The sequence below is a fragment of the Mycobacterium sp. genome (assembly GCF_036488105.1).
Classification (GTDB): Bacteria; Actinomycetota; Actinomycetes; order Mycobacteriales; family Mycobacteriaceae; genus Mycobacterium.
Window position 1 is genome coordinate 1 of sequence record NZ_DASXHW010000038.1, and the last position, 25,719, is coordinate 25,719.

Below are 25,719 nucleotides of genomic sequence, written 5' to 3' on the forward strand. Positions count from 1 at the left end.
CAACTCGAGGAACAGGCGTTGCTGGGGGTCCATGGCCAACGCCTCGCTCGGGGCGATGCCGAAGAACGCCGGGTCGAAGTCCGCCACATCGTCCACGAAGCCGCCGGTGCGCGTGTAGCAGGTGCCGGCCACGTCGGGGTCCGGGTTGTACAGCCCGTCCAGGTTCCAGCCGCGATCGCTGGGGAATTCGGTGAGCACATCGCGGCCCTCGGTCAGCATGTCCCACAGGTCGTCGGGCGAATTCACCCCGCCGGGGTAGCGGCACGACATACCGACGATCGCGATGGGATCGTCGTCGGTGGCTCGAACGACGGCGGCCTGCGCGACTTCCTGTGGCAGACCGGCCAGTTCGGTGCGGATGTAGCCGGCCAGACCGTTGGGTGTCGGGTAGTCGAAGATAAGTGTGGGCGAAAGCGCCAGTCCGGTAGCGGTTTTGAGCCGGTTGCGCATCTCCACCGCGGTCAGCGAGTCAAAGCCCAACTCCTGGAACGCCTTGTCCGGATCGATGGCCTCCGGGGTGGTATTACCCAGCACGGTCGCGATGTGCGAGCGCACCAGATCGAGCAGCACCGCGTCCTGCTCGGCTTCGGGCAGGCCGTGGATGCGTTGCCCCAGAGCCGATTTGGACCTGCTGGCGGCCAGCGAGTCGTCGACCCGCCGACGAGCCGGCGCGTTGATCAGATCGACGAACATCGGTGGCACCACGGCGGCGTTGGCGCGCAGGGCGGCCGTGTCGATGTGGGCGGGCAGCAGGAACGGCTCGTCGATGACCATCGCGGCGTCGAACAGCTGTAGCGCGTCCAGCGACGACAGCGCCTTCACGCCGGTGCGCGCCAGCCGGGCCCGGCCGGCGTTGTCGAGCCCACCGGTCATCTCGCTGGCCTGGTCCCATAGACCCCAGCCCAGCGACATCGCCGGCAGACCATGTGCGCGACGGTGAACGGCCAGCGCATCGAGGAAGCTGTTGGCCGCCGCGTAGTTCGCCTGGCCCGATGATCCCACCAAACCGGCCATCGACGAGAACAGCACGAACGCCGACACGTTCGAATCCTTGGTCAGCTCATGCAGATTCCAGGCCGCGTCCACCTTGGCCCGCAACACCGCGTCGACCCGCTCCGGCGTCAACGACGTCACCACCGCATCGTCGAGCACCCCCGCGGCATGAATCACCGCCGACAACGGATGCTGCACCGGAATGTCCGCGATCACCTTGGCCAGCGCCGCACGATCCGCCGCATCACAGGCAACTAGCGACACCTCGGCGCCGGCAGCCGACAGCTCCGCGGCCAGCTCCGCTGCACCGGCCGAATCGGGGCCGCGTCGACTGATCAACAACAGATGCCGCGCATCATGATTGGCCACCAAGTGACGAGCCAGCGCCGAACCCGCCATGCCGGTACCGCCGGTGATCACCACGGTGCCCTGCGTCCAGGCATCCGGCATCGACAGGACGACCTTGCCGGTATGACGAGCCTGACTCAGATACCGCAGCGCCGCAGGCGCACGCCGCACATCGAAGACTGTGACCGGCAGCGGCCGCAGCACGCCGGCGTCGAAGAGCTCGGCAAGATCCAGCATGTACTGGTGCATGCGGTTGCGGCCGGGCTCAAAGAGGTCGAAGGCGCGATAGCGCACACCGGGATATTCCTCGGCGATCTTTCCCGGGTCGCGGATGTCGGTCTTACCCATCTCCAGGAAGACCCCGCCCGCAGCGACCATTCGCAGGGAGGCGTCGACAAACTCACCGGCCAGCGAGTCCAGCACAACGTCCATGCCCCGCTCGCCGACGATGGCACGGAACTTGTCTTCAAACTCCAGCGTGCGCGAATCGCCGATGTGGTCGTCGTCAAAGCCCATCGCCCGCAACGTGTCCCACTTGCCACGGCTGGCGGTGGCGAACACCTCCAATCCGAGGTGCCGCGCCAACTGCACCGCGGCCATTCCCACACCACCGGCACCGGCGTGCACCAACACCCGCTGGCCCGGTTTGACGTCGGCGAGGTGAACGAAGGCGAAGTAGGCAGTGGTGAAAACGGCTGATATCGCGGCGGCCTCGGCGTAGGACCAGTCCGATGGCATCGGGAGCAACAACCGGATATCGCCGGCGACCAGGGTGCCGCTGCCGTCCGGGAAGAATCCGTAAACGTCGTCGCCGACCGCGAATTCGGTGACCCCGGGGCCGACCTCGACGACGACACCGGCGCCTTCACCACCGATCAGCGCGTCATGGGTGAACATGCCCAGCGTGATCATGACGTCGCGGAAGTTGGTGGCAATGGCGCGCATCGCCACCCGAACGTGGCCGGGTTCCAATGGCGCGTCGGCGTTGGGAACCGGCTCGAGTTGCAGGTTCTCGAACGTGCCTGCGGTCGACAAACCCAGCCGCCACGGCCCATCGGCGGGCGGCACCAGCACGCCGTCCACCGTGCGGCTGCCGCGGACTCGCGCGGTGTGGATCGTCTCCCCGCGCAGCGCCAGCTGCGGCTCACCAACCGCGAGCAGCCGTGCCACGGTCGTATCACTCAGCGGCGCATCGGAATCCACCAGAACGATTCGGCCCGGATGTTCAGTCTGGGCCGAACGCACCAACCCCCACACCGCGGCACCGGCCAGATCGGTGATGTCCTCGCCCGGCAACCCCGCCGCGCCGCGCGTCGACACCACCAAGACGCCGGAATCATGTTCGGTCAACCACGACTGCAGCGCCGCCAGAGCTTCGTGCACGCGTTCATAGCTGGCCGACACCGGATCCCCGGGCGCCGATACGGACTCGAACACCTCGTACGCCGGCGTCTCGTTGTGTGAGGCGGCCGACGTGGGCGACCACGCCAGCTCGAAGAGCCGATCCCCGCCTACGCCGGAAACCGCAGCCATCAGCTGCTGCTGGGAAATCGGACGCGCGACCATCGACGTCACCGTCAGCACTGGCAGCCCCAGCCCGTCGGCCAGCTCGACCGACACCGCCGACGGACCCGACGGCGCAATCCGCGCCCGCACCGACGACGCGCCCGCCGCATGCAGCGACACACCCTGCCACGAGAACGGCAATGCCACGCCGTCGCCGTCGAACGTCACTGCCGCCGCGTGCAGGGCCGCATCCAGCAGCACCGGATGCACACCGAATCCGCCGACACCGCCGGCCGCTTGCGGCAGCGTTACTTCGGCGAAGAGCTCCTCGCCGCGACGCCACAGCGCGGACAACCCCTGGAACGCCGGGCCGTACTGGTAGCCGCGTGCCGCCAGCCGCTGGTAGCCGTCGGTCACATCGACGGGAGTCGCGCCTTCGGGCGGCCACACCGACAGATCGGCGCCCGGCTCGACCGGTCCGGAGGACAGCTGTCCCGTCGCATGGCAGGTCCACGCGGAATCCACACTGTCCCTGGAGAATACGGACAAACTGCGCTGGCCGGCCTCTTCGGCGGCGCCCACCACGAGCTGTACGGCGACCGACCCTGAGGGCGGCAGCAGCAATGGCGCCTGCAAAGTCAACTCGTCGACCACCGGGCAGCCGACCTCGTCGCCGGCCCGGATGGCCAACTCGACGAAGCCTGCACCGGGGAACACGGCCAGCCCGTCGACAGCGTGATCGTTCAACCAACCCTGGGTGGCCGGCGACAGCCGGCCCGTCAGCACCACCCCACCCGAGTCCGGTAGTTCGACCACCGCACCCAACAGCGCGTGCTCGCTGGCTCCCAGCCCCAAGCCGGCGGCGTCGATCGCGGCACCGTCACCGGAGAGCCAAAAGCGCCGTCGTTCAAAGGCATATGTCGGCAACTCGACGAACCCGGCACCCGGCACCGCGGCACGCCAATCCACCTTGACACCCGACACGAACGCCTGGGCGGCTGACCTGAGGAAGCGGGTCAGGCCGCCGTCTTCGCGGCCGAGAGTGGGCACCACGACCGCGTCGGCCCCGCCGTCGGTGGCGGTGTCCTCGATGCCCGCGATCAGGGCGGGGTGTGGGCTGGATTCGATGAATGTCCGGTAGCCGCTTGCCGATGCGGTGCGCGCCGCAGAGGCGAATTCGACGGTCTGGCGGATGTTGCGGAACCAGTAGTCGGCGGTGAGTTCTGCGGTGTCCAAGATGCCGCCGGTGACCGTGGAGAAAAACACGGTGCGCGCCGACTGCGGTTCGATACCCGACAGCGCCTCGGCGAGCTGCTCGCGAATCGCGTCGACGGAGGCGGAATGCGACGCGTAGTCGACGTCGATACGGCGGGCCCGAAGCTCACGCTCGGTGCAATCGGCGACGATCTCGTCGAGCGCGGCTACCTCTCCGGAGAGCACGACGGCCGATCGCCCGTTGATCGCGGCGATGCTGACTCGATCGCCATACGGCGTCAACAGCTCTCGCGCTTGATCGGTTCCACACGCCAGCGAGGCCATCCCGCCGCGGCCGGACAGCGCCAACAGCAGTTTGCTGCGCAGGGTGACCACGCGTGCGGCGTCACGCAGCGACAAGGCACCGGCGACGTAGGCCGCGGCAATTTCGCCCTGGGAATGACCGATGACGGCGTCTGGGCGTACCCCGATCGACCGCCACAATTCGGCCAACGAGACCATCACCGCGAACAGCGCCGGCTGGACGACATCGACGCGGTCCAGGTTCGGCGCGCCCGGCGCCCCGCGCAGTACGTCGATCAACGACCAGTCGACGAACTCGGCGAACGCCTCCGCGCAGGCGTTCATCTGTGTGGCGAAAACTGGTGCGGCGTCCAGTAATTCGACGCCCATCCCGATCCATTGCGAGCCCTGGCCGGGGAAGACGAAAACAGTCTTGCCCGCTGGTGCTGCGTGGCCGGTGATCACCGAACCGCCAGGCATTCCGTCGGCCAGCTCGCCCAGTCCGGCCAGCAACTGGCCACGATCGCGACCGAGCACGACCGCGCGATGCTCAAAGGTCGACCGTCCCGCCAAGGACCATCCGACATCGGCGATGTCCAATTGATCACGGGCACCGATAGATTCGGTCAGTCGCGCAGCCTGTGCCGCCAGCGCCGCTGCGCTCTTGGCCGAGACCACCCACGGCACCACCGGCGGTTGCGGGGCGCGCTCGGTGGGCTCAGCCGCCGGGCACTCCTCGATGATCACGTGCGCGTTGGTGCCGCTGATCCCAAACGATGACACCCCGGCACGGCGGGCCCGGCCATTGGCGGGCCACGACTGGGCTTCGGTCAACAGCGACACCGCCCCTGCCGCCCAATCCACGTGCGGGCTGGGCGCATCCACGTGCAACGTCGCCGGCAGCAGCTCGTGGTGCATCGCCTGGACCATCTTGATCACACCGGCCACGCCGGCGGCGGCCTGCGTGTGACCCATGTTCGACTTGATCGACCCCAGCCACAAGGGTTTTCCGGGCTCGGCGCGATCTTGGCCGTAGGTGGCGATCAGCGCCTGAGCCTCGATCGGGTCGCCCAATGTCGTTCCGGTGCCGTGGGCCTCGACCGCGTCTACTTCTCCGGCGCTCAGCCCGGCGTTGGCCAACGCCGTGCGCACCACCCGCTGCTGGGAAGGACCGTTGGGTGCGGTGAGCCCATTGGAGGCGCCGTCCTGGTTGACCGCGGTACCGCGCACCACCGCGAGCACCCGGTGGCCCAACCGCTGGGCATCCGAAAGCCGTTCCACCACCAGCATTCCGCCGCCCTCGGACCAGCCGACGCCGTCGGCCGCCCCCGCGAAAGGCTTGCACCGGCCATCCGGCGACAGGCCCCGGTGCCGGCTGAATTCGACGAAAACCGTTGGCGTGGCGTTGACGGTCGCGCCGCCGGCCAGTGCCAGATCGCACTCCCCCGACCGCAATGACTGCACCGCCATGTGTAAAGCAACCAAAGACGACGAGCATGCGGTGTCGACCGACACCGCTGGGCCTTCCAGCCCCAGCACGTAGGCCACCCGGCCGGTCGCGACACTGGACGTCATACCGGTCAGCCGGTAGCCCTCGATCCCTTCGGACAGCATTCCGTAGCCCTGCGCGATGATTCCGCCGAACACTCCGGTGGCGCTGCCCCGCAATGTGGTCGGGTCAATTCCGGCCCGCTCCAACGCTTCCCACGACAACTCCAGCAGCATCCGGTGCTGCGGGTCGGTGGCCAGCGCCTCACTCGGCGCCACGCCGAAGAATCCCGCATCGAAACCCGCCACGTCTTCGACGAATCCGCCGGCGCGCGCATAGCACTTGTGCGGCGCATCGGGGTCGTCGTCGAACAGCTCGGCCAGATCCCAGCCGCGGTCGGTCGGAAACGCCGACATCACATCGCGCTTGTCGGCGACCATGTCCCACAGGCTGTCCGGCGAGTCGACCCCGCCCGGGAATCGGCACGACATACCAACGATCGCGATCGGCTCGCCGGAGCGTTCCAGCAGTGCCCGATTCTTGCTCTTCAGGCGCTCGACCTGGACCAGAGCTTTCCGCAACGCCTCGGTTGCATGCTGAAGTTGGTCAGCCATGTGTTACCCCTCGCCTAACGTCGGTCGTCGCTCAATCCGGAATGCGGCCCGGGATGAGGAGCAGAGTCACTCGCCGTACGGCTGACGTCGAACCTGCTCTTCGACCGGCAAACATCGTCGGCGGGCGCCGACTCGCCCACCCCACCCATGACCTGGCTCCGCAACTGATTCCGGCGTTGCCCAGCGATCCATGGCGAGACTGTACCCGCCACCAGTCAGCCGAGGCTAAAGCCCGGTCAGCGCCACCCGTCGGCGGCCTCGGCGGCGCGCATCAGGGTCGCGCACAGCTCCCGCAGTTCCGGCGCGCCCGCACCTTCGTCCAGTGCGGTAGCGACGTCTTCCGCTGCGCATCGCACCTGGTAGACGCGGTCGGAGAGGTCAGCGGCCTCTTCCGCGGACAGCACCACCGCATCGGCGGGCAACGGCGCACCCTTGACACCGTTGATCGAGGCCCGCTGCTCGTAGGCGCGCTGCCGGCACGACTGCCTGCAGTATTGACGGCGACGGCCCATCCCGTTGTCGGCGACGTCGCGGCCACACCAACGGCAGGGCTGCGGGCGGACGCGGCGTGTCACGCGGCCGACTTTAGTCGGGGTGCCGCCCGAATCCCGGTATCATGGACAGTTGGGTCGCCTGCGTGCCCGGGAACTACGTCGCCGGCTGCGACGTTGTTTAGGGCGCTAGGTGCTAAGAAGAAATTAAGAGGAGTGCTGACCAATGGCTGATCGTGTCCTGAGAGGCAGTCGCCTTGGAGCCGTAAGCTACGAGACCGACCGCAACCACGACTTGGCACCGCGCCAGATTGCGCGTTACCGCACCGAGAACGGCGAAGAGTTCGACGTTCCGTTCGCCGACGACGCCGAGATCCCCGGCGCCTGGCTGTGCCGCAACGGCATGGAAGGCACCTTGATCGAAGGTGACCTGCCGGAGCCGAAAAAGGTGAAGCCGCCCCGCACCCACTGGGACATGTTGCTGGAGCGACGTTCGGTCGACGAGCTCGAGGAACTGCTCAAAGAGCGTCTCGATCTGATCAGAACACGCCGTCGCGGCAGCTGATCTGCGGTCCCGCAGCTAGTTCAGCGGTTGACGGGTGCCTGGCGCCTGCGATGCAGGCGTCCGTCGATGCCCCACTGCGCCACTTTCACCACTGCCTCACGGATATTGGATCCACTCATCTTGGACACGCCGAGCTCACGCTCGGTGAACGTGATCGGCACCTCTGCGACGACGAACCCGCTGGTGATGGCGCGCCAGGTCAGGTCGATCTGGAAGCAGTAGCCCTTCGAATCGACGTGGTCGAGGTCGATCTTCTGCAGAACGTCGCGACGGTAGGCCCGGTAACCGGCGGTGATGTCGTGGATACCGATGCCCAGAGCCACCCGCGCGTAGGTGTTGGCCGTCCAGGACAGCGCCCAGCGCCGCCACGGCCAGTTCTGCACGTTGCCGCCCTCGACGTAGCGCGAGCCGATCACCAGGTCGGCGCCGGCGTCGACGGCCTCGAGCAGTAAGTGCAGCTGCTCGGGCGCATGACTGCCGTCGGCATCCATCTCGACCAGCGTGGTGTACTGCCGGCTGAGCCCCCAAGCGAATCCGGCTAGGTAGGCCGCGCCCAAACCGTCCTTCACGGTGCGGTGCATGACGTGGATCCGGTCCGGATTCGCCGCAGCGAGCTCGTCGGCCAGCTGTCCGGTGCCGTCCGGGCTGCTGTCGTCGACCACCAGCACATGCACCTCAGGGAGTGCCTTGTGCAGTCGCTGCAGGATCAGCGGAAGGTTCTCCCGCTCGTTGTAGGTGGGGATGATCACCAGGGTGCGCAGGGTGGGACGATCGCCCGCAACCCGCGACACCGGATCGCCGGTGGTCATATGTCTCCTTTGTCTGGCCCTTGCCGGGCTGAATCTCGGCCGTCCTCGTCGAGTTCGGCGGTGGCAACCACCTCGTTGGCAGTCGGGCCGTCGGCTGTCACGTCGTCGCCGGGCGGGTCGTCGTCGGATTTCTCCGACCCGGGGCCGAAGCGCTTCGCCAGCGCTGACAGGCGCCGGTTCAGATCCGCGAACCATCCATTGTGCAGCATCGCAGCGAACAGGATCGCCAGAGCTGCGACGACCAGAGTCCCCTGCACGATCGGGCCCCACCTGGCGGCCGGCGTCACCGTTGTCTTGAGGCGGACCTGGCTGTCCAGGTAGCCGGGCGTGAAGAACTGCGTCCGCTGCAACTCGCGGCCGTCGGGGGTGACCACCGCGGAGATTCCGACGTTGCTGGACACCAGGGTGTAGCGATCGAGCTCCACCGCACGAAGCTTGGAAAACGCCAACTGCTGTTCGCTCATCGTCTGGTTGAAGTTGGCGTTGTTGGCGGGCACCGCGAGCAGTTGGGCGCCGTTGCGGACCGAGTGCTGCAGGGCCCGGTCGAAAATGACTTCCCAGCAGGTGGCGATCCCGATCGGCGTGCCCGCGGCGTGCACCACCCCGGAGCCTTTGCCGGGGACGATGTAGCCGGCCAAGTCGGCGAGGCCGCTCAGATGCCGGAAGAACCCACGCCAGGGCAGGTATTCGCCGAACGGCTGCACGATCCGTTTGTCGTGGCGGTCGCTGGGTCCGTGCTTGGGACTCCACACGATGACGGTGTTGGTTTCAGCCGGCGTGTCAGCGGGCCGACCGGCGATGTCGAGCACGGTGCCGACCAGGATCGGCGCCTTGATCGCCTCGACGGCCAGCGAAATCTCCTGCGCGGCTTCCGGATTGAGCAGCGGGTCGATCTCCGACGCGTCCTCGGGCCAGACGACGAAGTCGGGTTGCGGCGCCCGACCGGCATGCACATCGTCGGCCAGCCTGCGGGTCTCCCGGACGTCGTTGCCCAGCACCACAAGACGCTGCGCGTTGAACTCCAGCCCGAGCCGAGGCACGTTGCCCTGCACCACCGCCGCCGTGACGACCGGCTCGTTGCCGGATCCGGTGCCGGAGTGGCGCACCTGCGGCGACATGGCAGCCGCGAGGAAGAACACCAGGCAGATGCAGACCGCCGGTAGTAAGACCGCGGGCGGGGTGTCGGCCGCGTCGTCAGCTCCGGCGTGCCGCCGACGGGATGCCCGCCACCACGACACGGCCTCGATCGCGAAAGCGGCGGCGCTGCAACCGGTCAGCACGAGGGCCAACGAGAGCAGCGGGGCGCCGCCCAGCCGGACCAGCGGCAGGAACGGGCCGGAGGTCTGACCGGCAGCCACCACGCCCCACGGGAAGCCGCCGAAGGGAATGGTCGATTTCAACCACTCCTGCGCCGCCCAAAGCACCGCGAACCAGATCGGCCATCCGGGCAGTCGCCGCACCACGACAGCCGCCAGACCGAATAACCCGGGGAACACCGCACACAGCAGCACCAGCGCTATCAGCGGCATGGCGCCGACGAGAATGCTGATCCACCGGATCAGCGGCAGGTAGAACGCCAAGCCGAACAGGAAGCCGTAACCGAACCCGCCGACCGCTGTGGTGGCCGGGCGGGTCAGCACCCAGGTCAGCGCGGCGAACGCGATGACGGCGGCCCACCACCAGTTGAACCGCGGATAGCTCGCGCAGAGCAGCAAACCGGCGAGAATCGCGGCGCTCAGCCGAGTCAATCGCGGCCGCAGCCATCTGCCGGCTTGTGGCCCCCGAATCCGCGTTTCACGGACCAGCCAGGCCAGCAGAACGGCGGACAGGTACACCAGGCGCTGCCACCCGGCCCTGACTATCCGGAGGGCTTGGCGGCGTATCTCCGCCAGGGGGTCATGCTGATCCTCTGCCGGCTCAGCAGCGGCGTCGTGCGGTTCGAGATCGGCGAAATCGGCGTCCTCGACATCGCGGACCAGCGGGATCACCCCGGTGACCTCGGCATCTGCCGCTGCCGCCCGGACCGGGATTTGTCCGTTGTTGTCATCGTCTTTGACCGCGGGGAACACATCGGTGTCTTCGGCGGGCCGAACTCGGCGGTCGAACCGCCCGATGCCTCTAACCATGAATCACTACGCCTCGGTGCACGGTCCGCCGACATCGAGGCAACGAGTGGGTCGGGCCGAGCCGGGGCAACACCGGCACCCGTGACCGCGGATCGGTGGACCACCGCCGCACGGCGTCACTCGGCACAGTGACGTCCAAGTCGTCGACGTCCCACACGGCGTAGGAAGCGGGAGCGCCGGGAACCAGGCTGCCGATCAACTCGTCACGGGCACCGCCGGCCCGCCAGCCCCCGCGGGTGGCCGCGGCGAACGCCGCGCGCGCCGAGATCGAGCTGTCCGGCGTCTGGTGGTTGACCGCTGCGCGGATAGTCGCCCAAGGGTCGAGGCCAGTCACCGGGGCGTCGGATCCGAACGCGAGGGCCACGCCTTGGGATGCTAGCAGCGCAAACGGGTTGAGACGCCGCGCCCGATCGATACCGAGACGACGGGCATACATGCCGTCGTGGCCACCCCAGAGGGCGTCGAAATTGGGTTGCATACTGGCCATCACTCCCCACGCGCCGAGCTTGGCCGCCTGGTCGACGGTCACCATTTCCAGGTGCTCCAACCGATGACCACAACGAGCCACCGCGGGCACGCCGAGATCATCGACGATCTGTTCCAAGGCCGCGACGACGCTGGACACCGCGGCGTCGCCAATGACGTGGAATCCGGCCGTCACGCCGGCTTCGGTGCACGCCCGCAGATGCGCGGCGACCGTCTCGGCATCCACGTAGCAGGCACCACACTCGTCGCCGGCATCGTCGTACGGCTCATGCAGCCAGGCCGTCCGCGACCCCAGGGCGCCGTCGACGAACAGATCGCCGGCCAGCCCGGCCGCACCGGTGTCGTCGAGCAGCGCGCGCGCCTGAGCCGGGCTGGTCACCGCCTCACCCCAGTAACCGATCACCTCGACGCCGTGGGCGCTGTGCGCCCGCACTTCGAGCCAGTCGTCCAGCCCGCCGATCTGCGGGCCCGCGCACTCGTGCGCGGCGACGATCCCGTGCCCGGCCAGGGCGTCCAGCGCGGCCAGCCGCGCATCGGCTCGCTGGCCGTCAGTCAACAGACCGCGCGCGACGGAGCGGACCGCATGGTGGGCGTCGCCCACCAGCGGCCGTTGTTCGTCGAAACCGGTCGCCGACGCCAACCCGTCGACACGCTGCCGGAGAGCCGTCGACGCCAGCGCCGAGTGGACGTCCACGCGCGCCAGGTAGGCAGGCCGGTCGCCGAGCGCCGCATCGAGCTCCGCGGTGGTTGGCGCCGTGTTCTGCGGCCACGACGACTCGTCCCAGCCGTGACCCCACAGCGGCTGGCCAGGGTGCGCCGCGGCGTAGTCGGCGATCAGTTGCAGGCAGTGCGATCGCGATGTCGACGCCCGCAGGTCCAGACCGGTGAGGGTCAGCCCGGTCGCGGTGAGGTGGATGTGGCTGTCGACGAAGGCCGGCGCGACAAAGCCACCTTCGAGATCGATGACGTCCGCGCCGGCGAACTGGTCGCGGGCAACGTCGTCGCTGCCCAGCCACGTCACCACACCGTCGCGCACCGCCATCGCGGAGGCGTCGGGATGGGTCGGGCTGTGCACCCGGCCGTTGATCAGCACAGTGGTCGGGACGTTAGTCACGCCGCAAAACCTACGGGGTTGGCAGAAGGGTTACTCAGGCCGTAACGGCAGAGCCGGCGAGTCGACCTCGGTGACGTTGATGACCTCGCCGTCGATGTAGTCGGGCCGCGGTCGGTGGTCGAATCGGTCGGCCCCGACGGTCGCGACGGTGATCAGCGGGAATCGCCGACCGAGACCGCGGGCAGCCATCGCGCCCAGCACGGGGCGCGCGGCAGCGCGGGTCGGCGGCAGCAACAGCAGCAGCCCAGCGGCGCTGGTCACCAAGCCCGGCACCATCATCAGCAGCGTTCCCACTGCGACTGCCATGGTGTCTGCGGCCAGTCGCGGCTGGTCAGCGCTCAACCCGGATCGCAACCGCGCGAGCTGAAGTTTGAGTTGCGAACCCGCCAGCGCAAGCCCCGCGGCGAACGCGGCCAACAGCAGCAGCAGAGTCCACCCGAGCCCGATCATCGACGCCAGCGCCACCACCACGGCGAGCTCGGCGATCACATAGACCAGAAACAGTCTCGACACCATGAGATGGCAACGTCGCGCAGGGTCACCGGAGTTCCGCGTACCGTCGTCGCACGGTTAGATGGCCTCGTGACGACAATCGAGATCGACACCCCGGCCGGCCCGATCGACGCCCTGCTCGACATCCCCGACGGCCAGGGCCCCTGGCCAGGCGTGGTCGTGATTCATGACGCTCTCGGCTACGGACCGGACAAAGAATCGATCAACAGCCATATTGCTGCGGCCGGATACGTCGCGCTGACGCCGAATCTGTTCGCCCGTGGCGGCTGGGCACGCTGCATCACCAAGGTGATGCGCGAGCTGCTCACCAAACGCGGACGCTCGCTGGACGATGTGCTGGCTGCCCGCGACCACCTCAAGGCCCTGCCGGAATGCACCGGCCGCATCGGCATCGCCGGGTTCTGCATGGGCGGGCAGTTCGCATTGGTTATGTCGCCCAAGGGTTTTGACGCTTCTGCGCCATTTTACGGTGTGCCACTCCCGCGTGAACTCAGCGAAACACTCGACGGGGCATGTCCGATCGTCGCCAGCTTCGGCAGCCGGGATCCGTTGGGCGTAGGGGCGCCGAAGAAGCTGCAGCGGGTTCTCGACCACAAGGGCATCGCCAACGACGTGAAGTCCTATCCGAAGGTCGGACACAGCTTCGCGAACAAGCTTCCCGCCCAGCCGCTATTGCGCATAGGCGGATTCGGTTACAACCAGGCCGCCACCGAAGACGCGTGGGCGCGGGTGTTTTCGTTCTTCGGCGAACACCTGAGCAGCTGATTCAGGCTGGGCGTACCTCAAGGCCGACGTTGTTCTTCATGCCGCCACGCAGCTTGCTGAACAGGTTGAACACCTTCCCGACAATGCCGTACTCGCGGCCGATCGCGTCATAGACCAGACCGGTCTGCGCCGCGTCCAGGATGACCGCGGTCGCGTCGATGGCCTCGCTTTTCGGGTGTCCCTGCATGTCGCAGATCGCCAGCGTGACACGCGGCGTGTTGCGAATTCGCTTGACCTTCCACGACTTTTCCTGGGTGATCATCAGCAGGCGGTCGCCATCATTGGCGGCCCAGATCGGGGTTGGCTTGGGCCGACCGTCTTTGGTGAACGTGGTGAGTAGGACGTACTGCGCTTTGGCGACGTCTGCGAAGGTCGGGGCCACCGGGCCAGTCTAGAGGCCCTCCGTGTCGGAGGCCGCTGGCATAATCGAACACATGTTCGAAGCACGTGCTCGGTTGCCAGAATCGGTCGCCCGATTGGACGCCGTGTTCGAGCGGCGTCATCCGTCGATCACGCAAGAGTCGGCGGCGCTGGTCGATCGGCTTCGTGCGACGAGGCGCGCCGAGAATAGTGCTGCTGGTCAGCGGCTGGCGGTGATCGGTGAACTGGATGCGTTGCGGTTGCGCCTGCTTGGCGAGCGCGAGACGTGGTGCACCGACACCCAGGAGGCAGTGGCCGCGGAGGTGGCCGCGGCGATGTGCATCAGCCAGGCGCTGGCAACCAGCTACTTGTACTACGCCCGCGCCATGCGAACCCGCCTTCCCCTGGTGGGGGCCCTGCTTCAGGCCGGCGATGTCGACTACCGCGCATTCCAGACAATCGTCTATCGGACCGATCTGATAGTGGACGTTGAGGTGATGGCCAGTGTGGACGGCCAGTTGGCTGCCAAAGCCCAACGTTGGCCGGCGATGACCCAAAGCGCGTTGGCCGCGGCGGTGGACCGCATTGTCGCCCGCGCCGATCTTGACGCGGTGCGGCGCCGACGAGAGCGTGAAGCCGAGCGCGAATTGTCGATTTTTGACAGTGGGAACGGCTTGACAGAGGTGTTCGGCAGACTGCTGTCGCCTGATGCACACGCGCTGGACGCCCGGCTGGATGCGTTGGCACGCACGGTGTGTAACGCGGATCCGCGTACTCGCAACCAGCGCCGCGCCGATGCGATGGCGGCCTTGACCGTCGGAGCCGACCGGCTGGCATGTCGTTGCGGACAACCGCACTGCCCGGCAGCCGGCAGCCCACTACCGTCGCCTGTGATCATCCACGTTGTCGCCGATCAGGCCAGCATCGAGGGCCACGGTCGCGAGCCCGGCTCAATGATCGGCAGCGATGCGCTGATCCCGGCGGATCTGATCGCCGAACTCGCTCAATCGGCCAGGCTTCGGCCGCTAATCCATCCCAACGACGCCGCACCGGAGCCGAACTACGTTCCGTCGCAAGCCCTGACCGACTTCGTGCGCTGCCGGGACCTGACCTGCCGGTTCCCGGGCTGCGATCGTCCCGCAGTGCGCTGCGATGTCGACCACACCATCCCCCACGCGCATGGCGGACCAACGCACGCGTCCAACCTCAAATGCCTGTGCCGCCTGCATCATCTGATCAAAACGTTCTGGGGCTGGTGCGATCAGCAGCTGCCCGATAGCACGGTGATATGGACATCACCAGCGGGGCAGACCTATGTCACCACTCCGGGCAGCGCCTTTCTGTTCCCGAGTCTGTGCGCCCCCACCGGTGCCCTCGACCCCATTCCGCGCCGGCCGCACCGCATCGACCACACCGCGATGATGCCTAAACGGCGCCGCACGCGCGCCCAGAACCGCACCCGTTACGTCGCCGAGGAACGTCGACACAACCGACTACTGCGCCAAGCTCGCCGAGCGGCCATAGCTGGCCGCGAACCGCCCGGCGACTACGAACCACCACCCTTTTGAGGCCTGGCTGACAACCCGAATTCAGCGCGGCATCCGGCGCCAGATGAACTGCGGCAGAAGCCGCATCACTGCCGCTGCGGGCCCCAACGCCCACGGGATCCAGACCGTCCGGCGCCCCTTGGACAGCGCACGCGCCGTCGCCGCGGCCACTTGCGACGGCGTACTGGACAGCGGTGCCGGCGTCATACCCGCCGTCATCCGGCCGATGACGAAACCGGGCCGCACGATCAGCAGCCGCACGCCGGTGCCATGCAACGCGTCGGCCAGCCCGCTGGCGAACCCGTCCAGGCCCGCTTTCGCTGAGCCGTACACATAGTTGGCCCGACGCACCCGCGCGCCGGCGATCGAGGAGAACACCACCAGCGTTCCCCGGCCGGCCTGCCGCATCGCGGCTGCCAGATGGGTGAGCAGGCTGACCTGCGCTACATAGTCGGTGTGCACGACGGCCACCGCGTGCGCGGCGTCGACCTCGGCCCGGCCTTGGTCACCGAGGATTCCGAAGGCCAAAACCGCGGTGTCGATCGGACCGTGTTCGGCGATGATCGACGCAATCAACGGGCCGTGCGATGCGACGTCGTCAGCGTCGAATTCGCGAGCGGACACCGCGACCGCGCCGGCGGCCAGTATCGCCGCGGTCTGTTCGCCGAGCCGGTCGGCGTTTCGCGCCGCCAGCACGACGGACGCGCCGGGAGCCAGTCGCACCGCGAGCTCGGTACCGATTTCACTGCGGCCGCCGAGAATCAGCACCGTATGTGCGCCCGTGTCATCCACGGCTGCGATTATCACCTGCGCTAGCGTGAGCGGTGATGGCAAACTCCTCGGCCCGGCTGACCAACGACGCGCTGGCGTTTCTTACCGAGCGCCATCTCGCCATGCTGACCACGCTGCGCACCGACAATTCGCCCCATGTGGTGGCGGTGGGCTTTACCTTCGACCCCAAGACGCACATCGCCCGGGTGATCACGACCGGTGGCTCACAGAAGGCGGTCAACGCCGAGCGCGGTGGCGTCGCCGTACTCAGTCAGGTCGACGGTGCCCGCTGGCTGTCACTGGAAGGTCAGGCCAGCGTCAACAGCGAGACCGACGCGGTGCGCGACGCGGAGCTGCGCTACGCCCAGCGTTACCGCACGCCGCGGGAGAACCCGCGACGGGTCGTCATCGAGGTGCATGTGGAGCGGGTGCTGGGGTCCTCGGATCTGTTGGCCCGCAAAGCCGACTAGCTAGACCAGGGTCGCGCCGGGCGCGCGAATCACCAACGGCACCGCCGGGAAATACGCCGCCATCTCAGGCCGAGATTTGGCCAGCGCCGCGGTGCCGTAGCCCCGATGCCGGTAGTCCGGGTGAATCCAGATGCGGACGTGCACCTCGTGTCCCTCGAGCTCGCCGAAGACCATGCCGACCTTCTCGTCACCATCAACCGCGACGAACCAGGCGGCCTCTTCGGCGTCGAATCGGTCCTGCGCCGAACGGATTTCATCGTCCAGGCCACCGGCCGGGGCACCGGAGCCGTCACCCTTGGCGCCGACCTCCTCGGTGCGGGCGGCGAAGATATCGCGATCGGAGCTGCCGGAAAAGGCGCGCAGCGCCAAGGTTTCACCCGCGCTGGCCGGCCGGTCTTTGAAGGTGAAGCTCAAGATGTTGTTCAGATCTTCGAGCTCGGCGACGATCTTCTTACGCGAAGCCTTGGTCAGCTGATCGAACGACATGCCGATCACCGCTTCGGCGCCCAGCCGCGAGGTGCCCAGCAGTTCGACGATGCCGTCGACCGCCGACGGCCGGTCGTCGGCCTTGACGATCAGGTCGAGCACTTCATGACGACGTTCCAGCGCGTTCATCAGTGCGTTGGTGATCTCTCGGCGGGCAGCGGCGCGGTCGTGGTCGGTCATCGCACGAGCCTAATACTCCGGCGGGGTTCGGTGCGTGCCTTGCTACGGCTAAACCGGCACCACGATCAGCTCGTGCGGACGGTGGTTGACCGGCTGGGCGCCGTCCTCGGCCACCACCACGATGTCTTCGATGCGAGCACCCCACCGGCCCGGGAAATAGATCCCGGGCTCGACGGAGAACGCCATGCCCACCTGCAGCGGCAAATCGTTGCCGGCGACGATGTACGGCTCCTCGTGCACCGACAGTCCGATGCCGTGGCCGGTGCGGTGCACGAAGTAGTCGGCGAGCCCGGCCTCGGCCAGCACGTCGCGGGCGGCGGCGTCGATCTGCTCGGCGGTGACACCGGGGCGCACGGCCTCGACGGCCGCCCGTTGCGCTTGCTGCAGCACTGAATACTGTTGTGCGACTTCAGGACTGGGCTCGCCGATGCTGTAGGTGCGCGTCGAGTCCGAGTTGTAGCCGGGCTGGTAGGCGCCGCCGATATCGACGACGACGATGTCACCGGCCCGAATTTCACGGTCCGAGTATTCATGGTGCGGGTCCGCGCCATGCGGGCCCGAGCCGACGATGACGAACGCCACTGCTGAATGTCCTTCGGCGACAATGGCTTCGGCGATGTCCGCGGCGACGTCGGCCTCGGTCCGGCCGGGCGCCAGGAATTCCGGCACCCGGGCATGCACCCGGTCGATCGCCGCACCCGCCTTGCGCAGCGCGTCGACCTCGGCTGCGTCCTTGACCATCCGCAGTTCACGCAACACGTCGGTGGCCAACACCGGCAGCACGCCAAGCACACCGGCCAGCGGCAAAAGGTGCAGCGCCGGCATCGAATCGGTGACCGCCGTGGCCGCCGGAGCGCCACCCATCGCCGCGGCGACCAGCTGGTAGGGGTCCTCACCGTCGACCCAATCCCGCACAACCAGGCCGAGATCGGTGACGGCGGACTGTTTCAGCGACGCCAACTCCAGCCGTGGCACAACGATCGTCGGATCACCGGAGACCGGCAGCACCAGCGCGGTAAGACGCTCGAAGGTCTGCGCGCGCGAGCCGATCAGATACCGCAGGTCATAGCCCGGGGTGATCACCAGACCGGCCAGGCCCGCCTTGGCGGTGGCGGCCGTAGCCGCCGCCACCCGGCGGCGATACACCTCTGTGTCAAAGCGGTCAGAACCCATGACAGTCAGGCTAACTGTGCGGCTGGCAGGATGACGGGCATGTCCGCACCGCTGCTGCTGCTCGACGGCGCCAGCATGTGGTTTCGGTCGTTCTTCGGGGTCCCGTCCTCGATCACATCGCCGGACGGGCGGCCGGTCAACGCGGTTCGCGGCTTCGTGGACTCGGTGGCCACCGTGATCACCCGACACAAACCTCACCGGTTGGTGGTCTGTCTGGACCTGGACTGGCGACCGCAATTCCGGGTCGACCGCATCCCGTCGTACAAAGCCCATCGGGTCGAAGAGGAGAACCCCAGCGGGCAACCCGATGTCGAGGAGGTCCCCGACGACTTGTCGCCGCAGGTCGAGATGATCGCGGAGCTCCTCGACGCGTTCGGCATCTGCACCGGCGGCGCCGAGGGCTTCGAAGCCGACGACGTGATCGGCACACTGGCCGCCCAGGAGCGCCGCGACCCGGTCGTGGTTGTCAGCGGCGACCGCGACTTACTGCAGGTGGTCCGCGACGAGCCAGTCGAGATACGGGTGCTCTACCTCGGACGCGGCCTGACCAACGCGACCTTGATGGGACCCGTCGAGGTCGCCGATCGCTACGGCGTGCCGGCCGATCGGGCCGGCGAAGGCTACGCCGAGCTGGCGCTGCTGCGCGGCGATCCGTCCGACGGGCTGCCGGGCGTTCCCGGTGTCGGCGAAAAGACCGCGGCCACGCTGTTGGCGCAGTACGGCTCACTGGCAGCGATCCTGGCCGCCGTCGACGATCCGAAATCGTCACTGGCCAAAGGCGTTCGGGCCAAGCTGCGGGCGGCCACCGACTACATCGAGGTCGCCGGACCGGTCGTGCGGGTGGCCACCGATGCGCCGGTCACGTTCTCGACGGCCGCCGACCCCTTGCCGCTGGTGGCGGCCGACCCGGCACGCGTCGCCGAACTCGCGACTCAACTGGGCGTCGGGTCATCGATCGCGCGGCTGCAGAAGGCGCTGGACGCGCTTCCTTAGAGACGGCGTTACTTAGGCCGACCGACCTCGTAGGTGCCCTTGTTGTCCTGGAAGGTCGCCGTCACCGAACGCTTGGTGCCGTCGATGCTGACGTCGCAGTCGAAGGTGGCACCCTTTTTGACGGTCGGATTCTGACCGTTGTTGCACTTGACGTCTTTGACGTTCTTCGCGCCGTAGCCGTTGGTGCTATCGCTCAGGATCTGCTGCACGCCGGCATTGGCTTTGCTGACGTCCAGCTTGGTGGTCACGAAGAACCCCGGCGCCCAGAAGCCCAGCACCAAGATCACCGCGACGGCGATCGCGGCAAGCACGCCGAGCACCGTGCCGACCATCCCCTTGGACCGCTTCGGGCCGGCCGGCGGCTGGCCGTAGGCACCCGGGTACTGGCCGTACTGACCGGGTTGGGCGTACTGGCCGGGTTGACCGTACTGACCCGGCTGACCGTACTGAGCGGGCTGGCCGTATTGACCCGGCTGGGGCTGGCCGTATTGACCCGGCTGCTGCGGGTACGCGGCGGTCTGGCCGCCGTACTGCTCCTGCTGCGGGTAGCCCTGCGGATAGGACTGCGGAGACGGCGGGTAGTACGGCGTGGGCGGCTGCTGGTACTGCCCGTATTCGGTGGGCGTGTACGCGGGGGCCTGCCAGGTCTGCTGCTCTCCGCCGGTGGCCTGCCAGCCCTGGTCGCCGGAGGATTGCTGCCAGGGCGACACGTGCTGGGTGTGGTCCTCACCGGATTGCTGACCTTCACCTTGCGTCGGCTGCCACGGCTGCGTCGGGTCGGGTCCCTGCGGTCCACTCATCGTGTGTCAGTCCTCTCAGTGCTGCTTGCAGTCCTCGCCTCGGTCGTCGTGTGCAACCGTAGCTTCGGCACAGCCTACCCGGCGTCAACTGCCACGACGCCGCGCCGAATCGCGTCGATCGCGCGTTTCGCGGTGGCCCGCAGCTCCGGCTGGGGGGCGGCGTTGCGGACCTGGTCCAGCAGGTCAAGCACCTGCCGGCACCAGCGCACGAAATCCCCCGGCGACAGGGGCGAACCGGTGCCCTCGTTATCGGAGGCCGCCAGGGCGGTGACGAGGTCGCCACTGCTGGCCCAGCGGTAGATTGCCGCGACAAACCCGTCGTCGGGCTCGCGGCTCAGCGTGATGCGATGTCGATGTTCGTCGGCGCGCAGCTCCGCGGACAGCCGCCGCGTGCGGGTCAGCGCTTGCCGTAAACGCGCGGTTGGCACCTGCTCGTGGCGCGGCGCGGCGGGCCCGTCACCGCCCCGCGTTTCATAGAGCACCGCCGAGAGCACGGCAGCCAACTCGGCATCCGTGAGTCCCGTCCATGCGTCACTGCGCAGACATTCGGCGACCAGAAGATCGCTCTCGCTGTAGATCCGGGCCAGCAGCCGGCCGTCGTCGGTCACCGTGGGGATGCCATCGGTGAGCTCGATGAAGCCGCGCTCGGTGAGCAGTCCCACGATCCGGTCGAAGGTGCGGGCCAGCGAGTTGGTGGCGGCGGCGACTTTCTTCTGCAGCTCGGCGTTGTCGCGTTCGATCCGCAGGTAGCGCTCGGCGCCCCGGACTCGGGTTTCCCGGTCGGCTTCGCGGTGGACCGGGTGGCGACGCATCTTTTCGCGCAACGACGCCAGCTCGGGGTCGACATCGCGGCTCTCGCTGCGCTTGCCTCGGCGCTCACCGGTAGTCGACAATCCCGCGGCCGCCGAACGCAGCGCCGACGCCAAGTCGCGACGGACCCGTGGTTGCCGGTGTTCGACCCGCTTGGGCAATGTCATCGACCCTACCGGCGCCGACTCGCCGGAATAGTCGGCTGAGGAAATTCTTCCGGCCCAACGGTTTTCGGTCAACACCAACGGTCGCGGGTCGGTGCTGTCGCGGGCCGCTTCCAACACGACGGCCAGTCCGCCGCGTCGGCCGTGGGTGATCGTGATGATGTCGCCGCGCCGCAGCCCGGCCAGCGCGTCGTTGACCGCCTGGCGACGCTGCAGTCGCGACGCGCGGGCCTGGGCACGCTCCTGCTGACTGATCTGCTCGCGCAACCGGGCGTATTCGAGGACGGGAGCATCGTGTCCACCGAGCTCGGCGGCGACCTCGTCGAGCATATGCTGCCCGCGCTCCACGCCGCGGACCAGGCTCACCACCGAGCGGTCGGCCTGGTACTGCGCGAACGACTGCTCGAGCAGCCGATGCGCCTGCTCGGGGCCAACGCGGTTCACCAGGTTGATCGTCATGTTGTACGACGGAGCGAACGAGCTGCGCAGCGGGAAGGTGCGGGTGGAGGCCAGGCCTGCGACCTCGGCCGGTGCGCTGGTGTCTTCGCCGGGATTCCACAGCACTACGGCGTGGCCCTCCACGTCGATGCCACGGCGGCCGGCCCGACCGGTGAGCTGGGTGTACTCGCCGGGTGTCAGCGGGAGGTGTTGCTCACCGTTGAACTTCACCAGTCGTTCCAGCACCACGGTGCGGGCTGGCATGTTGATGCCGAGTGCCAGTGTCTCGGTGGCGAAGACGGCCCGGATCAGCCCGGCGGTGAACAACTCCTCGACGGTGTGTCGGAACACCGGCAGCAAGCCGGCGTGGTGGGCGGCGATGCCGCGCAGCAGCGCCTCGCGCCACTCGTAGTAGCCGAGCACATCGAGGTCGGCGTCGTCGAGGTCGCCGCAGCGGTGGTCGATCACCTCGGCGATCTTGGCCCGGTCTTCTTCGGTGGTCAGCCGCAGCGACGAGCGAAGGCATTGGCCCACCGCGGCATCGCAGCCGACCCGGGAGAACACGAACGTGATCGCCGGCAGGAGACCGTCGTCGTCCAGCATGCGGATCACGTCAGGCCGCGACGGCGGCCGGTAGAAACCCGACCGGCCCGGGCGTCCCGAACCTCCCCTACCGCCTTGGCGGCGCGGGGCATGCCAGCCCGACAGCCGATCGGCCTCACGGCGATGGGCGATGTGGCGCAACAGGTTCGGGTCGACGATCGAGTGTTGCCGCTGCCCCGGCTCGTGCGCGCCGTAATCGAACAGATCGAAAAGTCGCTTGCCGACCAGCATGTGCTGCCACAACGGTACGGGTCGGTGGTCGTCGACCACCACCGAGGTGTCGCCACGGACGGTCTGGATCCAGCCGCCGAACTCTTCGGCGTTACTCACCGTCGCCGACAAGCTGACCAGCCGCACGTCGTCGGGCAGATGCAGGATGACTTCCTCCCACACCGCACCGCGCATCCGGTCGGCCAGGAAGTGCACCTCGTCCATCACCACATACGAAAGTCCCCGCAGCGCAGGAGAATCCGCATACAGCATGTTGCGCAGCACCTCGGTGGTCATCACCACCACCGGGGCACCGGCATTCACCGACAGGTCGCCGGTCAGCAGGCCGATCTGATCCTTGCCGTAACGCGCCACGAAATCGTTGTGTTTCTGGTTGCTCAGCGCCTTCAACGGCGTGGTGTAGAAGCATTTCCCGCCGGACGCCAGCGCCAAGTGCACCGCGAACTCGCCGACGACGGTCTTGCCGGCCCCGGTCGGCGCGCACACCAGCACGCCGTGGCCGCTCTCCAGCGCCGCACACGCGCGACGCTGAAAGCCGTCGAGCTCAAACTCCAATTCCGCAGTGAACCGCGCTAATTCGCCCGCGGCCGGCGCGTCAGGTGATGTCGTCATGAGGTCCGGCAATGCTCGACGGCGCCCCGACCGCAGCCGGCGGGTCGATGACCGAGGCTTCGTCGTCGGCGAGGGCGGTCAGCGCTTCCCGTCTGGCTTTGCGTTTGTCGTGCACGCGGGCGATCTGGATGGCCAGTTCGAGCAGCAGCGTCAGCGCCAGCCCCAGCGCCGTCATCGAGAACGGGTCGGAGCCGGGTGTGAAAACGGCTGCAAACACGAACATCGCGAAGATCAGGCCGCGCCGCCACGACCGCAGTCGCGCGTACGTCAGGACACCGACGAAGTTGAGCATCACGACCAACAGCGGGAATTCGAAGCTCACGCCGAACACCAGCAGCAAGTTGATCAGGAATCCGAAATACCGGTCGCCGGACAGCGCGGTCACCTGCACGTCGCTGCCGACCGTCAACAGGAAGTGCAGCGCCTTGGCCAGTACCAGGTACGCCAGCACCGCGCCGGTGAGGAACAGCAACGCGGCCGGCACGACGAATGCGACGGCGAAGCGCCGTTCCTTCTTGTACAGCCCCGGGGTGATGAACGCCCAGAGTTGGTAGAACCACATCGGGCAGGCCAGCACCACCCCGGCCGTCAACGCGACTTTCAACCGCAGCATGAACTGGTCGAAGGGTGCCGTGGCCAGCAGCCGGCACTGGCCGTTGGCAATGTCCGCCCGGGCTGAGGGCGGCAGTGCACAGTACGGGTGCCGCAGCCACTCGCCCAGGCTTTCCAGCCCGAACAGCGGGTGCGAGTACCAGACGAAACCTAACGTCGTGGTGAGGGCGATGGCCGCCAGCGATAGCAGCAGCCGCGCGCGCAACTCGGTGAGATGGTCGACGAGCGACATAGTCGCGTCGGGGTTGATGCGGCTGCGACGGGAACGCGGATCTAGCCGCCTGAATAAACCGGTGGTGCGCACAGTGAATAGGCGCTCGGGCGCCGCGGGGGCGATGCCAGGCTAGGCCGGCCGACCGTCAGCCGCCGGCGGTTCGACCCGCTCGGAATGCACCGGCTGAGCCGGCGCGGCCTGGGTGGCAGACGTTTCGGGTTTGTTGTCGCTTTGCAGTTCGCGGACCTCCGACTTGAAGATCCGCAGCGACTTGCCCAGTGAGCGAGCGGCGTCGGGAAGCCTCTTGGCGCCGAACAGAACAATCACCAGGACCGCGATGATAGCCAGGTGACCCGGAGTCAGAGCATTCACTTTTGTTTACCTCCAGATGTCACCACGATGCTACCGCAGCCATTGGTTCATTAGCCGGACCGCGCCGCGGCCTGGTAAGACTCCAGCGCGGCTGCCGCGGCCTGACGCACCCGCGCGGCCAGCGACTCCGGCCCCAGAACGCGCACCGCCGACCCCATCCCCAGCACCTGACGGGCCATCCAATCTTCCGAGGCATACGTCATGGCCACCTCGCAGTAGCCGTCAGGCAGGTCATGGAGCAGACGCATCGGAAAGTACTCGAACATCCACGAGGCCTCGGGCGCCAGCTGCAGTGTCGCCGACGGCAGCGACGGGTCGGCGTCGAACAACGACGTGTCCGGCGCCGCCTGAAGCGCGGGTTCCGGTGGCGCAGAATGCTCGTCGAGCACGCTGGCGTCGACGATGCGGTCGAACCGGAACAGCCGCACGCCTTCGGCTTCCCGCGACCATGCTTCCAGGTAGCTCTGATCGCCGACCAGCACGACCCGAATCGGGTCGACGATCCGGGTGGACAGCGTGTCGTGCGAGGCGGCGTAGTAATCGATGCTCAGCGCCCGGCGGTCGCGGATCGCGGCGCGCACCGCCGCGGCGGCCTGACTCTCGACGGGCGCGGGCTCGTCGACCGCGGCCACGTCGTTTCCGTGTCCGGCGGCTCCGGCCGCGGCTTCGATTTTTGCGATCGCGCTTCGCGCCGCCTGCGGATCGACCACCCCGGGGATGTCGGCGAGTGCGCGCAACGCCACCAGCAGGCCGGTGGCCTCCGGCGAGGTGAGCTGCAACGGCGTGTCCATCCCGGCCGAGAACGTCACCTCGACGGTGTCACCGGTGAATTCGAAGTCGATCAGGTCGCCCGGGCCGTAGCCGGGCAGGCCGCACAGCCACAGCTGGTCGAGGTCCTCCCCCAACTGCGTGACCGAAACGCCCAGGTCAGATGCGGCCTGAGCGCGGGTGACCCGCGGGTTGGCCTGGAAGTACGGCACCATGTTCAGCAACCGCACCAAGCGCGTCGACACCGGCGTCATACCTCCCCCTCTCCAGCGTGGGCGCGCAACCGGCCCAACACCTCGTCGCGTAGCGAGTGCGGTTCCAGCACGACAGCGTCGGGGCCGTATCCGGCGATGTCGCGCGCCACCCGACCGGTGGTTCCGATGTCGAGTTCGATGACGTCGCCGTCGCGGCCGTTCACCTGCCGAGAACCCAGCGATGTCCCGGCGCGCCGCAGCGCGGTGGCACGCCCGTCGGCGACCCAGACCTGAGCCCGCACGCCCGTCGGTGGGTCGCCGACCGCATTGGCCACGATCTCGCGCAGGTCGGCGTCCACGGGCCGGGTGACGGCACCGGCGGGGCCGATCGGTGTTACCTCGTCGCCGATCCGGGACAGCCGGAAGGTGCGGGTGGCGCCGCGGTCGCGGTCGTGCCCGACGAGATACCAGCGGCCCTTCTCGGTCACCACGCCCCACGGCTCGACCGTGCGCACGGTGTATGGATCCGTGCGGGACGGCCGGTGCGGAAACTGGACGGCCTGCCCGGCGTCGATCGCCGAGAGCAGCAGTCCGAGAACGTCTTC

General features: G+C 67.9%; 21 protein-coding genes. 5 read left to right on the top strand and 16 right to left on the bottom strand.

Annotated features, from left to right (window positions below):
• Both VGH54_RS01970 and VGH54_RS01975 read right to left on the bottom strand, forming a co-directional pair.
• The coding region (locus VGH54_RS01970; protein ID WP_331510253.1) for an SDR family NAD(P)-dependent oxidoreductase at positions 1-6,447 on the bottom strand (6,447 nt) is incomplete at its 3' end.
• A 236-nt stretch (positions 6,448-6,683) separates the two neighbouring features.
• Positions 6,684-7,022 (bottom strand): hypothetical protein, encoded by a 339-nt coding sequence (locus VGH54_RS01975; protein ID WP_331510254.1) that lies wholly within the window; start codon positions 7,020-7,022, stop codon positions 6,684-6,686.
• A 142-nt stretch (positions 7,023-7,164) separates the two neighbouring features.
• Here VGH54_RS01975 and VGH54_RS01980 point away from each other — a divergent pair, with 142 nt between their 5' ends.
• On the top strand, positions 7,165-7,503 hold the full coding sequence (locus VGH54_RS01980) for an RNA polymerase-binding protein RbpA (RefSeq protein WP_331510255.1): 339 nt from the start codon (positions 7,165-7,167) through the stop codon (positions 7,501-7,503).
• A 20-nt stretch (positions 7,504-7,523) separates the two neighbouring features.
• On the opposite strand, the gene VGH54_RS01985 is transcribed toward VGH54_RS01980, so the two are convergent.
• The 4 genes from VGH54_RS01985 to VGH54_RS02000 form a co-directional block, all read right to left on the bottom strand.
• The gene (locus VGH54_RS01985; protein WP_331510256.1) at positions 7,524-8,312 is read right to left on the bottom strand and encodes a polyprenol monophosphomannose synthase; all 789 of its coding nucleotides are present in this window, start codon (positions 8,310-8,312) and stop codon (positions 7,524-7,526) included.
• Entirely contained in the window at positions 8,309-10,438 is a 2,130-nt protein-coding gene (gene lnt, locus VGH54_RS01990) for an apolipoprotein N-acyltransferase (protein ID WP_331510257.1), read from the bottom strand. Before lnt ends, VGH54_RS01985 begins: the two co-directional genes overlap by 4 nt.
• The gene (locus VGH54_RS01995) at positions 10,431-11,966 is read right to left on the bottom strand and encodes an amidohydrolase (protein ID WP_414688620.1); all 1,536 of its coding nucleotides are present in this window, start codon (positions 11,964-11,966) and stop codon (positions 10,431-10,433) included. Before VGH54_RS01995 ends, lnt begins: the two co-directional genes overlap by 8 nt.
• A gap of 102 nt (positions 11,967-12,068) precedes the next feature.
• Complete coding sequence (locus VGH54_RS02000; protein ID WP_331510259.1) at positions 12,069-12,554, bottom strand: FxsA family protein; 486 nt, start codon at positions 12,552-12,554, stop codon at positions 12,069-12,071.
• Between the two features lie 66 nt (positions 12,555-12,620).
• Between VGH54_RS02000 and VGH54_RS02005 the strand changes: the two genes are divergently transcribed.
• Positions 12,621-13,316, top strand: coding sequence for a dienelactone hydrolase family protein (locus VGH54_RS02005; RefSeq protein ID WP_331510260.1), 696 nt, complete (start codon positions 12,621-12,623; stop codon positions 13,314-13,316).
• A 1-nt stretch (position 13,317) separates the two neighbouring features.
• Here the strand turns inward: VGH54_RS02005 and VGH54_RS02010 are convergent, their stop codons facing one another.
• The gene (locus tag VGH54_RS02010) at positions 13,318-13,698 is read right to left on the bottom strand and encodes a PPOX class F420-dependent oxidoreductase (RefSeq protein WP_331510261.1); all 381 of its coding nucleotides are present in this window, start codon (positions 13,696-13,698) and stop codon (positions 13,318-13,320) included.
• A 52-nt stretch (positions 13,699-13,750) separates the two neighbouring features.
• Between VGH54_RS02010 and VGH54_RS02015 the strand changes: the two genes are divergently transcribed.
• Entirely contained in the window at positions 13,751-15,244 is a 1,494-nt protein-coding gene (locus VGH54_RS02015) for an HNH endonuclease signature motif containing protein (RefSeq protein WP_331510262.1), read from the top strand.
• A gap of 21 nt (positions 15,245-15,265) precedes the next feature.
• Here VGH54_RS02015 and VGH54_RS02020 read toward each other — a convergent pair whose 3' ends face one another.
• Positions 15,266-16,015, bottom strand: a complete 750-nt coding sequence (locus tag VGH54_RS02020; protein ID WP_331510263.1) for an SDR family NAD(P)-dependent oxidoreductase — start codon at positions 16,013-16,015, stop codon at positions 15,266-15,268.
• A gap of 35 nt (positions 16,016-16,050) precedes the next feature.
• Between VGH54_RS02020 and VGH54_RS02025 the strand changes: the two genes are divergently transcribed.
• A complete protein-coding gene (locus tag VGH54_RS02025; protein WP_331510264.1) occupies positions 16,051-16,464 on the top strand; it encodes a F420-dependent biliverdin reductase in 414 nt (137 codons plus the stop codon).
• Here the strand turns inward: VGH54_RS02025 and VGH54_RS02030 are convergent, their stop codons facing one another.
• Complete coding sequence (locus VGH54_RS02030) at positions 16,465-17,130, bottom strand: GNAT family N-acetyltransferase (protein WP_331510265.1); 666 nt, start codon at positions 17,128-17,130, stop codon at positions 16,465-16,467.
• A 48-nt stretch (positions 17,131-17,178) separates the two neighbouring features.
• Positions 17,179-18,303 carry a Xaa-Pro peptidase family protein gene (locus VGH54_RS02035; RefSeq protein ID WP_331510266.1) on the bottom strand — a complete coding sequence of 375 codons (1,125 nt, stop codon included), beginning with the start codon at positions 18,301-18,303 and terminating at the stop codon, positions 17,179-17,181.
• Between the two features lie 39 nt (positions 18,304-18,342).
• Here VGH54_RS02035 and VGH54_RS02040 point away from each other — a divergent pair, with 39 nt between their 5' ends.
• Positions 18,343-19,296, top strand: a complete 954-nt coding sequence (locus VGH54_RS02040; protein WP_331510267.1) for a 5'-3' exonuclease — start codon at positions 18,343-18,345, stop codon at positions 19,294-19,296.
• Between the two features lie 8 nt (positions 19,297-19,304).
• On the opposite strand, the gene VGH54_RS02045 is transcribed toward VGH54_RS02040, so the two are convergent.
• The 6 genes from VGH54_RS02045 to VGH54_RS02070 form a co-directional block, all read right to left on the bottom strand.
• On the bottom strand, positions 19,305-20,096 hold the full coding sequence (locus VGH54_RS02045) for a DUF4333 domain-containing protein (RefSeq protein ID WP_331510268.1): 792 nt from the start codon (positions 20,094-20,096) through the stop codon (positions 19,305-19,307).
• A gap of 74 nt (positions 20,097-20,170) precedes the next feature.
• Positions 20,171-22,954, bottom strand: coding sequence for an RNA helicase (locus VGH54_RS02050; protein WP_331510269.1), 2,784 nt, complete (start codon positions 22,952-22,954; stop codon positions 20,171-20,173).
• A complete protein-coding gene (tatC, locus tag VGH54_RS02055) occupies positions 22,938-23,870 on the bottom strand; it encodes a twin-arginine translocase subunit TatC (protein WP_331510270.1) in 933 nt (310 codons plus the stop codon). The genes VGH54_RS02050 and tatC overlap by 17 nt, the downstream gene beginning before the upstream one ends.
• A gap of 39 nt (positions 23,871-23,909) precedes the next feature.
• Positions 23,910-24,152 carry a Sec-independent protein translocase subunit TatA gene (gene tatA / locus VGH54_RS02060; RefSeq protein WP_331510271.1) on the bottom strand — a complete coding sequence of 81 codons (243 nt, stop codon included), beginning with the start codon at positions 24,150-24,152 and terminating at the stop codon, positions 23,910-23,912.
• A gap of 50 nt (positions 24,153-24,202) precedes the next feature.
• Complete coding sequence (locus tag VGH54_RS02065) at positions 24,203-25,174, bottom strand: YafY family protein (RefSeq protein ID WP_331510272.1); 972 nt, start codon at positions 25,172-25,174, stop codon at positions 24,203-24,205.
• Positions 25,171-25,719, bottom strand: a 549-nt coding sequence (locus VGH54_RS02070) for a WYL domain-containing protein (RefSeq protein ID WP_331510273.1), incomplete at its 5' end; no start/stop codon positions are given. The genes VGH54_RS02065 and VGH54_RS02070, both read right to left, overlap by 4 nt.

Bases quoted from the DNA above. Each gene is read 5' to 3' on its own strand.
- VGH54_RS02025 (WP_331510264.1), top strand. From the start codon at position 16,051: ATGGCAAACTCCTCGGCCCGGCTGACCAACGACGCGCTGGCGTTTCTT.
- lnt (WP_331510257.1), bottom strand. From the start codon at position 10,438: ATGGTTAGAGGCATCGGGCGGTTCGACCGCCGAGTTCGGCCCGCCGAA.
- VGH54_RS02065 (WP_331510272.1), bottom strand. From the start codon at position 25,174: ATGACGCCGGTGTCGACGCGCTTGGTGCGGTTGCTGAACATGGTGCCG.
- VGH54_RS02050 (WP_331510269.1), bottom strand. From the start codon at position 22,954: ATGACGACATCACCTGACGCGCCGGCCGCGGGCGAATTAGCGCGGTTC.
- VGH54_RS02000 (WP_331510259.1), bottom strand. From the start codon at position 12,554: ATGGTGTCGAGACTGTTTCTGGTCTATGTGATCGCCGAGCTCGCCGTG.
- VGH54_RS02035 (WP_331510266.1), bottom strand. From the start codon at position 18,303: ATGGGTTCTGACCGCTTTGACACAGAGGTGTATCGCCGCCGGGTGGCG.
- VGH54_RS02040 (WP_331510267.1), top strand. From the start codon at position 18,343: ATGTCCGCACCGCTGCTGCTGCTCGACGGCGCCAGCATGTGGTTTCGG.
- VGH54_RS01980 (WP_331510255.1), top strand. From the start codon at position 7,165: ATGGCTGATCGTGTCCTGAGAGGCAGTCGCCTTGGAGCCGTAAGCTAC.
- VGH54_RS02015 (WP_331510262.1), top strand. From the start codon at position 13,751: ATGTTCGAAGCACGTGCTCGGTTGCCAGAATCGGTCGCCCGATTGGAC.
- VGH54_RS01995 (WP_414688620.1), bottom strand. From the start codon at position 11,966: ATGGCGGTGCGCGACGGTGTGGTGACGTGGCTGGGCAGCGACGACGTT.
- VGH54_RS02030 (WP_331510265.1), bottom strand. From the start codon at position 17,130: ATGACCGACCACGACCGCGCCGCTGCCCGCCGAGAGATCACCAACGCA.
- VGH54_RS02045 (WP_331510268.1), bottom strand. From the start codon at position 20,096: ATGAGTGGACCGCAGGGACCCGACCCGACGCAGCCGTGGCAGCCGACG.
- VGH54_RS01985 (WP_331510256.1), bottom strand. From the start codon at position 8,312: ATGACCACCGGCGATCCGGTGTCGCGGGTTGCGGGCGATCGTCCCACC.